This window comes from Psychrobacter sp. 1Y4, assembly GCF_051847555.1.
Genome location: NZ_JBPYDE010000015.1, coordinates 50,605 through 65,471 on the forward strand (window position 1 = coordinate 50,605; position 14,867 = coordinate 65,471).

At 42.3% G+C, this 14,867-nt stretch carries 14 protein-coding genes; 7 read left to right on the forward strand and 7 right to left on the reverse strand.

Annotation, left to right across the window (positions count from 1 at the left end; all coding sequences use genetic code 11):
- Nucleotides 1–47 precede the first annotated feature (47 nt).
- Both clpX and ACS8FC_RS12315 read left to right on the forward strand, forming a co-directional pair.
- Nucleotides 48–1,319, forward strand: coding sequence for an ATP-dependent protease ATP-binding subunit ClpX (gene clpX, locus ACS8FC_RS12310; RefSeq protein ID WP_439263541.1), 1,272 nt, complete (start codon nucleotides 48–50; stop codon nucleotides 1,317–1,319).
- Nucleotides 1,320–1,614: 295 nt separating this feature from the next.
- Complete coding sequence (locus ACS8FC_RS12315) at nucleotides 1,615–2,631, forward strand: SDR family NAD(P)-dependent oxidoreductase (RefSeq protein ID WP_439297016.1); 1,017 nt, start codon at nucleotides 1,615–1,617, stop codon at nucleotides 2,629–2,631.
- 101 nt (nucleotides 2,632–2,732) lie between these two features.
- Here the strand turns inward: ACS8FC_RS12315 and ACS8FC_RS12320 are convergent, their stop codons facing one another.
- From ACS8FC_RS12320 to argS, 4 genes are all read right to left on the reverse strand, one after another.
- A complete protein-coding gene (locus ACS8FC_RS12320; RefSeq protein ID WP_439297017.1) occupies nucleotides 2,733–2,978 on the reverse strand; it encodes a hypothetical protein in 246 nt (81 codons plus the stop codon).
- 207 nt (nucleotides 2,979–3,185) lie between these two features.
- Nucleotides 3,186–4,277: a PTS transporter subunit IIC gene (locus ACS8FC_RS12325; protein WP_439297018.1), complete on the reverse strand. Its 1,092-nt coding sequence runs from the start codon at nucleotides 4,275–4,277 to the stop codon at nucleotides 3,186–3,188.
- 149 nt (nucleotides 4,278–4,426) lie between these two features.
- Entirely contained in the window at nucleotides 4,427–5,251 is an 825-nt protein-coding gene (locus ACS8FC_RS12330; protein WP_439263580.1) for an SPOR domain-containing protein, read from the reverse strand.
- Nucleotides 5,252–5,316: 65 nt separating this feature from the next.
- Nucleotides 5,317–7,146 carry an arginine--tRNA ligase gene (argS, locus tag ACS8FC_RS12335; RefSeq protein ID WP_439297019.1) on the reverse strand — a complete coding sequence of 610 codons (1,830 nt, stop codon included), beginning with the start codon at nucleotides 7,144–7,146 and terminating at the stop codon, nucleotides 5,317–5,319.
- A 572-nt stretch (nucleotides 7,147–7,718) separates the two neighbouring features.
- Between argS and ACS8FC_RS12340 the strand changes: the two genes are divergently transcribed.
- On the forward strand, nucleotides 7,719–7,937 hold the full coding sequence (locus tag ACS8FC_RS12340; protein WP_058369544.1) for a DUF2788 domain-containing protein: 219 nt from the start codon (nucleotides 7,719–7,721) through the stop codon (nucleotides 7,935–7,937).
- A 130-nt stretch (nucleotides 7,938–8,067) separates the two neighbouring features.
- On the opposite strand, the gene cmoB is transcribed toward ACS8FC_RS12340, so the two are convergent.
- Nucleotides 8,068–9,114, reverse strand: coding sequence for a tRNA 5-methoxyuridine(34)/uridine 5-oxyacetic acid(34) synthase CmoB (cmoB, locus tag ACS8FC_RS12345; RefSeq protein ID WP_439297020.1), 1,047 nt, complete (start codon nucleotides 9,112–9,114; stop codon nucleotides 8,068–8,070).
- A 50-nt stretch (nucleotides 9,115–9,164) separates the two neighbouring features.
- Complete coding sequence (cmoA, locus tag ACS8FC_RS12350; protein WP_439297021.1) at nucleotides 9,165–9,962, reverse strand: carboxy-S-adenosyl-L-methionine synthase CmoA; 798 nt, start codon at nucleotides 9,960–9,962, stop codon at nucleotides 9,165–9,167.
- Between the two features lie 403 nt (nucleotides 9,963–10,365).
- Between cmoA and msrA the strand changes: the two genes are divergently transcribed.
- The 4 genes from msrA (at nucleotide 10,366) to ACS8FC_RS12370 (ending at nucleotide 14,231) form a co-directional block, all read left to right on the forward strand.
- Nucleotides 10,366–10,887, forward strand: a complete 522-nt coding sequence (gene msrA, locus ACS8FC_RS12355) for a peptide-methionine (S)-S-oxide reductase MsrA (RefSeq protein ID WP_439297022.1) — start codon at nucleotides 10,366–10,368, stop codon at nucleotides 10,885–10,887.
- Between the two features lie 144 nt (nucleotides 10,888–11,031).
- On the forward strand, nucleotides 11,032–11,697 hold the full coding sequence (gene tmpT, locus ACS8FC_RS12360; protein ID WP_439297023.1) for a thiopurine S-methyltransferase: 666 nt from the start codon (nucleotides 11,032–11,034) through the stop codon (nucleotides 11,695–11,697).
- 58 nt (nucleotides 11,698–11,755) lie between these two features.
- Nucleotides 11,756–12,469, forward strand: a complete 714-nt coding sequence (locus ACS8FC_RS12365) for a DUF1499 domain-containing protein (RefSeq protein ID WP_439297024.1) — start codon at nucleotides 11,756–11,758, stop codon at nucleotides 12,467–12,469.
- 292 nt (nucleotides 12,470–12,761) lie between these two features.
- Entirely contained in the window at nucleotides 12,762–14,231 is a 1,470-nt protein-coding gene (locus tag ACS8FC_RS12370) for a lytic murein transglycosylase (protein WP_439297025.1), read from the forward strand.
- Between the two features lie 120 nt (nucleotides 14,232–14,351).
- Here the strand turns inward: ACS8FC_RS12370 and ACS8FC_RS12375 are convergent, their stop codons facing one another.
- Entirely contained in the window at nucleotides 14,352–14,651 is a 300-nt protein-coding gene (locus ACS8FC_RS12375; protein ID WP_058369554.1) for a hypothetical protein, read from the reverse strand.
- Between the last annotated feature and the right edge of the window lie 216 nt (nucleotides 14,652–14,867).

The window sequence follows — 14,867 nt, forward strand, 5'->3', positions numbered from 1 at the left end:
TTGTTGTTGGAAATGGTACAAGCATTAAATTTTAGGAGTGCCTTTATATGGCAGAAAATAACAACCCGCATTGCTCGTTTTGTGGTAAAGCTAAAAGTGAAGTCAAGCAGCTTATTGCCGCTGACGATGCCAATATCTGTAACGAATGTATTGAACTATGTACAGATCTAATCGCTGATAGCACAACTGATGACTCTGATGGCGAGATTGATACCTCATGGGTCAATAAAAAACTGCCAACTCCTAAAGAGTTGCGTGCCAAGCTTGATGAGTACGTCATCGGTCAAGATGCTGCCAAAAAAGCATTGTCTGTCGCTGTTTACAACCATTATAAGCGTCTAAAAGTCAGCCAAACCTTGGCCAATGACAGTAAAAAGGCCAAGATCGGTGCTGATGATGCTATGGTTGAGCTAGCCAAAAGTAATATCTTGCTGATTGGTCCAACTGGCTCTGGTAAGACTTTACTTGCGCAAACCTTAGCACGTCTATTAGATGTGCCTTTTGCAATGGCTGATGCTACTACTTTAACCGAAGCTGGTTATGTCGGTGAAGACGTTGAAAACATCGTACAAAAGCTATTGCAAGCTTCTGACTATGATGTGAGCAAGGCTGAGCAAGGTATTATCTATATTGATGAGATTGATAAAATCAGTAAAAAAGGCGATAACCCGTCTATCACACGCGATGTATCAGGCGAAGGCGTGCAACAAGCCCTACTCAAGCTTATCGAAGGTACTGTCGCTGCGATTCCGCCACACGGTGGTCGTAAGCATCCGCAGCAAGAGCTTATTCAAGTAGACACCAGCAATATCCTGATTATCGTTGGCGGTGCATTTGCAGGTCTTGATCAAGTGATTCAGCAGCGTACGGAAAAAGGCGGTATTGGTTTTAACGCCGATGTCAGCTCAAAAGATGACAGCCGTCGCAGCTCAGATTTGCTCCAGCAAGTCGAGCCAGAGGATTTAATCAAGTTTGGTCTTATCCCTGAGCTAATCGGTCGTTTGCCAGTGTTGGCAGCACTTGAAGAGCTTGACGAAGAAGCATTGGTACAGATCCTAACTGAGCCAAAAAACGCTCTGGTAAAACAGTATAAGTATCTGTTCGATATGGAAGGCGCTGATATTAGCTTTACTCAAGAAGCGCTTGATGCCATTGCTAAAAAGGCTATGGAGCGTAAGACAGGTGCACGTGGTCTGCGCTCTATCGTAGAAAACGCCCTACTTGAGACCATGTATGAGCTACCTTCAATGAAAAATGCCAAAACGGTAATGGTTGATGAGCATGTGATCAACGATGGTAAAACCCCTAAAATTGCTTAATTTATGGTTCAGTTAAGATAGTTAGTTATAAATAATTCGCTATCACTACAAAAAAGCGTCTAGCATTTCGTGCTAAGACGCTTTTTTTATGTTTGTTTATTTGTTCTCATTGAATCCTCAAAATGTTCATTGCACCAAAAATGACAGCGGCGTCTATTAATGAGAAGTAGATAAAATTAAAATCATGCTAATGTAGATATTTTATTTTAATCCTTATCTTCAATTGCTGCCGTTTATCTTGAATCTTAAGTTTAGAATACTGATCATTAATGACTATAACAAAGGACTGTTTACCATGCTAAATAACGTTACTGCTACGGCGAGCTCATTACGCCAACACCTGCCCTTTTCATCTAATCAAGACCATGACATCACCCCTTATTACCGAAACCATGTCGCCGCGATTACTGGTGCAGGATCTGGCATGGGGCGCGAGCTTGCCATTCATTTAGCGCAAATGGGCTGTCATGTCGCGTTATCAGATATTAACGCTGAGCAATTGGCACAAACCAAGGATTTACTCGTTGGTTACGATGTCAAAGTGACTACTACAGTACTCGACGTCTCAGACAATAAAGCGGTTGAAGCTTGGGCCGATGAGGTCATGAGCAATCATGGCAAAGTGAACTTTATATTCAATAATGCAGGCGTGGCACTCTACTCTACCGTAGAGGGCAGTAGCATTAGCGAGCTTGAATGGGTAATGGATATCAACTTTTGGGGCGTGGTTTATGGCACAAAGGCATTTTTGCCATTGATTAAAAATAGCGTAAAACTCAGTGAAACTGAAAGCAGCGCTGCTAAGACAGACAATAAGTCACGAAAGTTTAATGAGCATGGTCATATCGTCAATATCTCAAGTCTGTTTGGCTTGACCGCTCAGCCGTCACAATCCGCTTACAACGCCAGTAAATTCGCTGTGCGCGGCTTCACCGAGAGCTTGCGCCAAGAGTTAGATATCCAGCGCTGCGGCGTGTCAGCGACCTGCATTCATCCAGGTGGCATCAAAACTAATATCGCCAACAGTGCGCGCGGTAATGACAGCATAAACGACATTGGCATGCGTACTGGCCCAAAAGCCATCAGAAGTTTTAATAAGTTTTTGAAATTTGATGCTAATGAAGCTGCTTGGATTATATTAGAGGCGGCGGCGACCAATCAGCGACGCTGTTTGATTGGCAATGATGCCAAGATGATAGATGCTGTACAACGGATATTTCCAGCGCGTTATAGTCAGGTGTTAAACGACGCCAACAAGCTTTCTCGCAAGCTAAAGCCACGTCGTGATAAAAAACCAAGCACCGCTAAATAGTTTTGTTTATTGGCTTTTTATTTGCAGAAAAGCCCAGTTATTTAAATAAATGGGCTTTTTGATATTTCACGTATTATTTTCAAATAAATACAATCTATCAATTAATGAGTAAAGGTTTCTAAGCGATAACCTTCTGATTTCATGCAATAACCTACTAATTGTTTTGCTTTTTTTTCTGAAAGATCTTTAGCACCAACCTCTACTCGACAATGTCCAATTTTATCTTTGACGCTTTGTTTAGTTGCTCCTTCTTTATACCAAGTCGTATAAGACTTAGGTGTACTAGCACAAGCAGACAAAATAAGAGTAGTAAATGTTAAGACGAGTAATTTATTAAAGCTGTTCATATCTTTCAAAATCCAAAAAATAGTGGGTTAAACAAAAGTTTGATTAGTCTCAGTATTATAAGGAATTTATTACAAAACAGCAACTTTATAGCAATATAAGGTGAAAGAATAATATAAAGTATGATAAGTAAATCAGTATTCAGTTTTGAAATAATAATTAATGTAGATAAAACTATTTTCGCAAAACGCGGAACTTTCTTTAAACTGTTAAGGCAGTTTCATATCACCAGCAACCAACCAGCCCATACGGCGCATTACATAGGCGATGATACCAGCAATCACTGCTGGTAGTACAAACATTAATAAAATAATCGCTGCCCATAACTGACCTGTGCTCATGATCCCTTCTGACGCCTCAATGACGCCAAATACGCCGACTAATCCCGCCGTACCCATCCCAGCACCTGTCGCCGTACAAGCAAGTCCAAAGCCGACTGTCGCGATAGGACCAACGATAGCGCTAGCGATAACGGCTGGCAATAGTATTAGCGGCTTTCTTAATACATTAGGAATTTGTAGCATACTCGTGCCGAGACCTTGAGAAACCACACCGCTCACGCCGTTGTCTTTGAAGCTCGCCACGGCAAAGCCAATCATATGTGCCGCGCAGCCAACGACAGCCGCCCCGCCAGCCAAACCGCCAAGCCCAATAGCGATACAGATAGCCGCGCTTGAGGTTGGTAGCGTCAATAAAATACCAACTACGACTGCAATGACAATTCCCATTAATAACGGTTGTAACTCAGTGGCCGCTTGGATACCTTGTCCAATAGCATCAACAGCAGCGACGATAGGTGGATTAAGTAATGCACAAACAGCTAATGCTACTGCGCAGACCAGTAGCGGTACTAATAAGATATCAAGCTTTGTTTTGCCCGCGACCCATGTCCCGGCGCGATAAGCAAATACTGATGCCAAATATGCACCTATCGGATTACCGGGCAGAGCGACAAAGGTCGCCGGTCCACCCACTTGCGGCGTAAAGAGCGTCCCTGCCATTAGCGCTTCAGAATGCGCGCCAAGCATACCTGCCACTAAGCAGCTAAGCATAACCAACGTCGGTGCTTTAAGATAATAAGCAATACCAACGCCGATACCAGCGCCCATCAAGATCGAAGCCAGCTTACCGACAGCGATAAGGGCGGGCATATCTAACCAGCCACCGATTTGCGAGATGATAAGACCAGCAATCAGAGTGACAAATAGCCCTAAAGCCATACCAGTAAAAGCATCAATAAAATATTTTTGAAAAAATGCTTTAATCATGCTGATAGGTAGTGCCAAGTTAGATACAGTCATAGCCATACTCTTTATGAACGTTTTGGTAATAGAGATATAATAAAACAGCTAGGGGAGATATATTCAATAAAAACAAGAGATAAAAAAAGCGTCATTGCGACGCTTTTTAATCAGTGACAAACTATAAAAACACTCGCAAGTAATCCAATCTAACGACGTTGCTCAACGATAATTGAATCAATACCGTTATTCTGTAGACGTTGCTGGGCAGTGGTCACTGCTTGACGAGTATTCATCGGCCGCGAAATAACTTGATAAATTGGCAAACCGTTACCTGTGGTATTCTTGACCACTCTAGCGTCAACACCAGCCATTAGTACTTGAGCGCGGCGGCGATCGGCTTCATCAGCGTCACCGAAGCTATTGATTTGTAGAATATAAGTGGTCGCAGGTTTGGCAGGTTGTATACTAGCAGTACCCGAATTTGCGTTATTGGCACGGTTGGTAGAGTTGCTGTTGCCATTGTTGCTAGTAGGCGTTGTCCCGTCGTAGGTCGCATCTTCTTCAACAATAACAATATCATTGTCACTATCATTATCGGCCGCATTGTTGCCGCGACTGGGCTCAATGGTGGTACTTTCCGAAATACCAAAGTTGCCCGGGTCATCATTACGGCTGCTAGAGCTGTCTTCAGGTTGAGTAACCACGACATCAGGTTCAAACGCTCCTGAATCACCTAGTTGACCGTTCTGATTAAGGTCTTCATCAGGGATAGTAGCCATTTCTTGATTTGGCAAGATATCATAAAATTCATAATCGCTATTATCGGTATCCGTCTCAACACGCGGCTGCACTTGCCGATCAGGATCAGAATCAGCAGTGCTATCAGCAGGACTAAAATCAAATAATGGTGAAAGATATAAAAACACTCCTATCATAAGCGTTAATATAGCCCCGACTAACATCCATAATAAGCCTGATACGCTACTTGTTTTGCGCTTTTCTGTCGCACCTTTAGGTTTTTTGGCTAGCATGGATCTTTATCTCCCTACTGAATCTATCATAATCAAATTATTGCGCTTTGACGTCTGCGCTTATACTACATGCTAGACGGTGCAGACAATCCTAATAAACTAAGCCCATTAGCCAACACTTGACGTACCGCTTTAGATAGGCGCAAACGTGCTTGCATCAAATCAATCTCGCTTTGGGTTGGTGTTTCACCTGACGTTAAGCTCACAGGCAAAATACGATTGCTGTCATACCAGCCATGAAACAGTGCCGCCAACTCTTTTAGGTAGTTGGTTAATACATGAGGCTCGTAACCTGTCGCAGATCGTAACAATGTCGCAGGATATCCTGCCAGCAATTTAATAAGCTCATCTTCATTGGGAGCGGTGAGCAGATTTTGATGCTCCAAACCAATTGTATCGTTTACCACAAGCCCATTATTTTGTAGCTTCTCCAATACTCGGCAAACACGTGCATGTGCATACTGAATATAATAAACTTGATTGTCCTTGCTTTGTGATTTAGCAAGCTCCAAATCAAAATCAACGTGTACTTCAGGCTTACGTGCCACGTAATAAAAACGTGCCGCGTCATTACCTACTTCATGACGTAGCTCACGTAGAGTGACAAATTTACCCGAACGTGATGACATTTGCACTTTTTCACTGCCACGCCATAAGGCCACAAATTGTACCAATACAACATCAAGACGTTCAGCGTCGATACCAAGCGCCAATAATGCTGCTTTTACTCGCGGTACATATCCATGGTGATCTGCGCCCCAAACATTGATGACCTTATCGAAACCACGCTCAAATTTGTTCTTATGGTAAGCGATATCAGAGGCAAAATAAGTCGTCTGACCATTGGCACGGCGTACCACACGATCTTTTTCGTCACCAAAATCAGTCGATTTAAACCAAATGTTGCCGTCCTTTTCGTACAAGTAGCCTTTTTCATCTAATACTTGTAGAGCAGGCTCAATCTCGCTGTCAATCGATCTCTCACTAAACCAGCACTCATAGCGTACGCCAAAGTCGTTTAAATCATCTTTGATATCAGCCAAAATGCTACTAAGCGCTGCATTCAAAAACAGCTCATAGCTGGCACCAAGTAAGATTTTACTATTGTTAATCAAGCCATCAATATGCGCTTCTTTGTCACCTGATAGCAGTGTTTTTTCACCATCAGCGTTTACCTCAAACTGCGCATCTTCTACTACTTCTTTAGCGACTTGGGCAAAGCTATGTACGTAGCTATCACCATGCTGTGTCTTTAATGTTTGGGCGATATCACGGACATACTCTCCTTGATAACCGTTGACTGGGAACGTTATTTGCTCGCCATTGGCCTCCAAATAACGCAAGTACGTACTGGTCGCTAAAATATCCATTTGACGACCAGCATCATTGACATAATACTCACGCGTGACGTCATAGCCAACTGCTTCAAGCAAGTTTGCCACACTCATACCAAAGGCTGCACCGCGCCCATGACCGACATGCAAGCTTGATGTTGGATTTGCCGACACAAACTCAACTTGTACTTTTTGTCCTTCAAATTGATCGCTTAAACCAAAGCGCTCTTGTCGTTTAAAGATATCATCTAATACCGCAAACTTAGCTTCGGCGTTTAAGAAAACATTAATGAATCCTGGGCCTGCAATTTCTACCTGTCGAATATTTTGATTGTCAGGTAGCGCATTGACGATTTTTTCAGCCAATTGACGTGGATTGGCTTTAGCAGCTTTGGCGGCTGTGAGCGCGATATTACTGGCAAAATCACCATGACTAAGGTCTTTAGTACGGGTAATTTGACTATTATTCTGCCAATCATTTGGCAACGTGCCATCTGCTTGTAGGGTGCGAATAGCATCATCAAATAGTGATGCTAGCGTATCGATTTGGGCTTGTGACATAGGGATTTTAACTCAGTTAAATAAACAACAAAAAACAGTATAAAATAGGAGGGTGCGCACAGTCGATAACTGCTTATTATAATAGCGCCCGACATTTGAAGGAATAAAATAATATAAAAAAATAAGTAACCTGTAAATATAACAATCTTTGCACTTTATTGCACTATTTGCACCGAAATTAGCGCTAAAATCTTATGCTTATACTAAAGCAGATCATCAATTGGTACATTTGTCTATTTAGTGGTCTTGTAATGGCTAAGTTAGCCTGATTATTCAGCTTATATTATATTCAAGTGTGAAGCGTTAAGTAACCTTGACCAGTAGTATTGACGGAGCAGTCATGTCAATTGTAGCGTTCCTGTTGCCTCATCCATAGCGGTAGTTTATACCTATGTATTTCCGCGTTATAATAGCTGTTTATATTGTACCCTTCTATTTATTTGTCGTGCCTTCTATTTGTCACCGCTCATATTATGAGTGGTAAGACGCGCTCATTAGGTCGATTATTATAAAAAAAGCTATAAAATTTAGATATAAATAGAGGGCACATTACCACTTTATAGGATTATGCTATGTTTGCTATTGCCGCTAGTACCGTCACCAGTTGGGGACTGTACGTATTATTACCTATATTTATCGCATTCTTATTCTTTATTGTTTGGGACATCACTAAAAAGTCCGAAGCGGGCCGTGCAGGTACTTTTTGGATATTTTTAGCACTAGGAGCAGGTTTTATGGGCTTTGTGCTCAAAATTTTATTGGAAGTTGCCTTTGATAAATGGCTACTTTAATCTTTGATTATCAATGAGTACGAAACATGACTCAATACATAGTGAATAATCACATCGGTAAGCCCATCTTAAAATACCAAATTAAGCCCCAAAAGCTACACGTCAGAGGTTATATTATTTCTTAATCAGGCTATTTCTTGGCAATGATGGTCGCACGCATCGGTGCAGGATAACCTTCTACAGTCTTTGTAACATCATTAGAATCTAAGAAATCTGCTAACGAATGATACGTCATCCATTCGGTTTTGCGCTGCTCCTCAGTCGAGGTCACTGCCACATCAACGCAACGCACGTCAGTGAATCCTGCCTTTTCTAACCAACCGATTAATGCCGCCACCGATGGTAAAAAATATACGTTATTCATCTGCGCATAACGGTCATGCGGTACCAGCACGGTATTGGCATCGCCCTCAATAACCAAGGTCTCAAGCACTAGCTCGCCACCTTTTACCAGTTGGCCTTTGAGCTGTTGCAAATGTTCAAACGGTGATTGACGATGATAAAGCACACCCATGCTAAATACCGTATCAAATAGCTGACTGCCTTGGTCGCTACTGGCAGGCAAGGCCTCAAGTGGTACAGGAATATAATGGGTACGGTAGCGGCCTGTCTCATGAGCATCGGCAGTACCAACGAAATGACGAATCGCCATAAACTGATGATAAAACAGACATGACGGATCTACGATAATGACTGTATCTGCCCCTGCCCCTGCCATACGCCAACCGTGATAGCCAGAGCCGCCACCTACATCCAATACGCGCCGACCTTTTAACGTGCCCAGATGCGGTGCGACCCGCTGCCATTTCCAATCACTGTGCCACTCAGTATCAATCTTAATACCTGACTCATCATCGCCAATTTGAAAAGGCCCTTTACGCCATGGCATGAGCTGCTTAAGCAATGCCGTTGTTTGTTTGCGCTGAGACTCTCTCAGATTTGCCTCAATCGTCAGTACATCACTGTTTAGATCGACACTATTAACGGTTAAATTTGGCAAACGCGCCACCGATGCTTGGTAAGCAGGCGCGTGCGCATAGTTGGCTTTGTCTTTTATATCACCCAGCCATGTTGGCAGTTGCTTAAGCCACTCATAAGCATTGGGCTTTTCTTGCGCAAGTGTCAATAAGGTTAAATACAGTTCACGTTCGGCGTTAGCAATGGTGTCATTAATCATAAAAAACCATGTTTGATAAAAATGGAAAGATGAGTCAATAATTTAGATAGCTATTTAAACGCTACAACAGAAACAAAGTTTAAAAACTGAAACCAGGTCAGATGACGCTGAAAACCAACTTGGTCTAAACGCTGATGATGCTCATCTAAAGTATCGGTGATCAGGACATTTTCTAGCGCATTACGTTTGCCGCTAATCTCCATCTCGGTATAGCCATTGGCGCGTTTAAAATCATAATAACGCTCAACCAACCACGCATCGTACTGCTCATCAAACGCATGGGTCTTTTCGGTCAGGACCAGTATGCCACCCTCCTCTAGCGCATTATAGATAGTCTCCAATACCGCTACCCTATCAGCGGCTGGCAAAAACTGTAGCGTTAGATTAAGAATCACCATATCACATGGCTCAAGCTTGACGTCACGAATATCCGCAGTGATAACTTCAATATCATGCTCAGGATAATTATCACTCAATAATGTGGTTGCCTCGTTTGTCATCGCAGGTGAAATATCAATGGCTTTAATCTGTAAATCTTGTGGCTCAAACTCACCTGCCAGTGTCATACTGGCAGCACCCAGCGAGCAGCCCAAATCGTAAATGCGACTGACACGCTGACCACTTTCACTCTGCTGACGATACTTACAATGACGACGGGCAAATATGGGTAGCATCGCCAGCACTTGACCATAACCAGGCACACTGCGGCGAATCATATCGGGGAAGCACGCCACTACTTGCTCATCGAAAGAAAAACGCGCCGCTTTATCGAGTGGCGTGGTAAACGGTTTATCAAATAAGGTGTCATGTTTGATAGCAGGCTTGGGTTGGCTCATGGGGTGGCTCATTTTTGGTTTTTAACAATGGAACTTTGCTTAGGAATTATTCAGCAAATTCGATTAATGCTTTAGTCAATTCTCTTTAAAACCGAAAAAATACTATTAAGATGGATTTTTCGCAGCCTCTAGGCAGAGCAGCATGAAAAGAAAGTTTATCTCAGTAGCATTTGGCTGTTAAGGAACAGATGTTATATCTCATTGATTATATAAGACAGATGTCATTGTTCCAGAGCAGACTAACGTAGCAAAAGCTCATTATAACATTACTGTTTGTTACTTATCACGTTAGGCTTGCCTGCTAAGCTGAATGAGTATTGCTAAGGACGATTAAGCATTGAAAAATGCAGATATTGTAACCAAATAAAGACCTTAGCTCATTTTTATAATAACAGGTATAACAATAGGAAAAATTATGCAAACCATTATCTTAGGCGGTGGCTGTTTTTGGTGCACCGAATCCGTATTTTTATCAGTGAAAGGCGTGCAATCTGTTGTATCAGGCTATATGGGCGGTGATGCTGTATCCGCTAATTATGAAGCGGTTTGCAGTGGCAACACAGGACATGTCGAAGTTATCAAAGTTGAGTTTGATGAGACTGTCGTACCGTTAGAAGTGGTGCTTGATGTGTTCTTTGCCACTCATGATCCCACTACTAAAGATCGTCAAGGTAATGATGTCGGTAGCCAGTATCGTAGCGTGGTGTTCTATACTGACGAAGAGCAAAAACCAACCGTCGACCGTACCATTAACAAACTACGTGATATGGGCGTTAATGTCGTTACAGAAGTACATCCAGCTATGGAATTTTATAAGGCAGAAGAGTCGCATCAAGACTTTTTTAATAGAAATCCAGGACAGGCCTATTGCAACTTTGCAATACCACCAAAGCTTGCAAAACTACGTAAAGAATTCAGTAAATACATAGTGAGCTAAATACTGGCAGCCATCTTGTAAGCTTTAAAAGCCAAGGGTTAATACGCTTGGCTTTTTTATTGCATTTAGCGGTATGATAGTTGGTAACGATAAATATTTAGCACATTGATATTTTTAGGACATTAATCTTTTTGGGGTAGTTATATGAACTCAGAATTCTGGCAATCGCGTTGGCAAGAAGGTCGTATTGGCTTTCATCAGTCTGAAGTTAATCCATTACTCATAAAATACTTTAACCATTTAAACTTACCTGCTGGTAGTCGTGTACTGGTTCCATTATGTGGCAAGTCTATTGATATGGTATGGCTAGCAGAGCATGGCCATGATGTGGTCGGGGTTGAATTGGTTGAGACCGCCATCCAAGAATTTTTTGCTGAACAAAATATCTTCCCTACGGTACATCAGCATGCGGATAATCCAGCGATCAAATATTATCAAGGTCAGCTTGCAGAACAAACCATCACGTTATGGGTTGCTGATATTTTTGCACTGGCCGCTGATGATATCGGTGATATCGATGCAGTTTATGATAGAGCTGCTTTAATCGCCCTACCCGCTGATACGCGTCCAAAATATAGCGATCAGATTCAGCAGCTCAGCCATCACGCATCTCAACTGTTACTTACCTTAAACTATGATCAAAATGAATGGGCAGGCCCGCCGTTCTCAATTAGTCATGATCAAATCCAGCAGTATTATAGTGATCACTATCAAATAGCCGAGCTTGAAGGTGAACCTGCCACCTTAAATGCCAATCCTGAGATGACAGTGACCGAGCATGTTTGGCTATTAAATAATAAACAAGATTAACTATCTCTAACGACGAAATAGTGGTTAAGCAATGATTCAATCATAACGGAGAAACCTGATGAAAATTATAGTTAGTCTCGTAAGCTTAATCGCCTTTTCGCTGGTCGCATTACCAGGTCCGCTTTATAAATATGGTGTCGTTGACCTAGGTACTGCCTTTACAGGATTTAAATTTGGTGTGTTTGTTGGTATCGCTGCACTCGTACTGCTGGGTATACAAGTACTATTTCAACGTAACACTGTCAGACTTAGTAGCGCACTGGTAGCAGTGATATTTTCTGCGATTGCTATCATTGTGCCGCTTAGTATGATGGATACTGCCAAAAACGTACCGCCTATTCATGATATTTCAACTGACCTAACAAACCCACCTAAGTTTGTGGCTATTGTCCCTCTACGTGCCGATGCACCAAACCCAGTCGAATATGCTGGTGAAGAGACGGCAAAGCAACAACGCAACGCTTATCCTGAACTGCAAACCTTAACTTATACGCAATCAAAGTCTGAACTAGTGAAAGCTACCGAACAAGCCGCTGTTAACTTGGGCTGGGATTTGGTAAATGTTGATGCTAGCACTGGTATCGTTGAGGCGACCGATTCGACGACGTGGTTTGGTTTTAAAGATGATATCGTCATACGGGTAACTGATGAAGGTGGCGAACATCTGGTCGATATTCGCAGTAAATCACGGGTTGGCGGTAGCGATTTGGGCACAAATGCTGAGCGTATTCGCAGTTTTATTGACGAGTTGAATGAGGTTTTGAGTGATTGATTAGTTTTGGACATACATAGAACATGAGCCAATTTAAAAGCTATAGTGTTTGCCATTATTATATAGACGATAACTCTAGCCTTATCCCTTCGTCCACTTATATAGTAGTTATTTATAACCTTCAGGCTTCAATACTTTTTCTTTACTAGTAATATTGGTTACTCTAAAACCTGCTATTATAATGCACTATTGTCACCTCATATTTTCTTGTTTTTCTTCTTAGTCGCTCTTTTGACTATCCCTTTTTACCTATCTTTTTTGATAGCCTCTTTAAATTTTATAGGATACTTTCATGCGTTTGAATAAGCTCTCTACTCTCTCTTTGTTAACCGCTGCAATTGGCTTAAGCCTTGCCAGCACTTCACAAGCAGCCAAACCTGATGCCCCCTACTTATCTAATAGTGAATTTCAGCAATGTTTGGATAATTTAAAAAATTCGAGTAAGTTCCGCGGGGTGGACAGTTATACTTTTAATAACTATCGTCCAAGCGCGCCTGATCCGAGCGTCATTCAGTCGCTTAACTATCAACCAGAATTTCAAAAAGACGTTTGGGATTATTTGTCAGCGTTAGTGGACAAGGAGCGCGTAGAAGACGGTATTCGCGCCAAGCGTCAGTGGTCGGATACACTACGTCAAATCGAGTCGCGTTATGGCGTAAAAGCTGAGCATGTACTAGGTGTATGGGGCGTAGAATCCAACTTTGGACAGACCTTAGGCAAAAAACCATTGTTCGAGTCGTTAGCAACTTTATCTTGTTTTGATCGTCGCCAAAGCTACTTTCAGGGCGAGTTTGCTAATGCGCTCAAAATCGTACAACGCGGTGATATTGCACCAAGTGATATGACTGGATCATGGGCAGGCGCTTTTGGGCAGACACAGTTTATGCCGAGCACCTTTTTAGAGTTGGCAGTGGATTTTGATGGTGATGGTCGCCGCGACTTGGTCAATAACGTACCCGATGCGCTGGCCTCTACCGCCAACTTCTTGGACAATCGTGGCTACCGCACAGGCGAACCTTGGGGTTATGAAGTCAAACTTCCCGATGGTTATTGGGCAGCATCCAATCGCAAAGATAAAAAATCGATGAGCCACTGGCGTAATCAAGGCTTAACCCTTACTAACGGTCGTCCGCTACCCTATGACTTGAATCGTGCTGGCTTATTACTGCCTGCTGGCAAGGATGGTCCTGCTTTTTTAGTGGGTAAAAACTTCGATACGTTTTACTCATATAATGCCTCAGAAAACTATGCGCTTGCGATTGCCCATTTATCAGACTTAATCACTAAAGAGGACAGTAGCAAAACTGACTTCATTACCGCATGGCCGACGGATGACCCAGGTATCAGCCGTCAACAAGCCAAAGATATCCAGCAAGCATTGTTAAACGCAGGTTACGATATTGGCGGTGTCGATGGCATCATCGGTGATAATACGCGTACTGCTATTCAGCAATATCAAACCAGTCGTGGTATTTTTCCAGCTGATGGCCGTGCAGGACAAAAATTCCATCGTTTGATTATGGGTAATACTACTTCTCATAGGGTTCAAGAGAGCAACCACTATGGTCAGCCCGCAAATAGTAGGCCTCTAACACCAGCATCTGCTGATCGTATGGGTCAACTGATCCAACAGCAAACGACGATTACGCCAAGCACGCCTTCGTATGCGTCACCAAATCAACCTTCAAGCAACATTCGTTATCGCCGCGTAGTTGGTAATGATGGCGTAACTCGTTTAATCAGAGTTGATGAAGGGTCGTAGCTATAGAGGTTGCAATAGCAAGTCAAAAAAAAGCCACGCTATACCTAACGTGGCTTTTTCTTTGCTGATTTATTAGGCTATTTTAAAACCTCTGTCAATAAAGTAGATACTTAGGAGGATTTAAACAATAGGGGGAGGGTTTGGTTTGCCATTGTCGCCGCCCCACTCTTCACGAGCTTTGTCATCTAAATCAGCTGGTGTCTTAGGCTCCCACTTACCGTTTTCTTTCCAAGTTGCATCGCCCCAATCCTCATCTTCAGCTTTTCTATCTAAATCTTTATAAGCTTTTGTAGGGTCAATACCACGACGCTTCATATCTGCCACTTGCTCTTCTAGTGTGCGAAACTGATCAGCATCGTGCATGGCTTTTTCAAGGCCGTCGAGTTCATGAGTTAAATCATCATGTTTGCCAGTAGTCATTACGCTCTCCTTTAATGGTTTAAAATATCTGGTTCAGTATTCAAAATTATGCTTAATAAAATATTTTTATAAGTTTTTATATTTATAAATATTATCTACATTCATTTATTCAGTAGCATATACTTTATCTACTGTCTTATTATCGCTAGTCTATGATAAATTAACAACTACTGCCTCGTATGCTTTGTATTACAAAACGTAGCCTATTATCGTTGT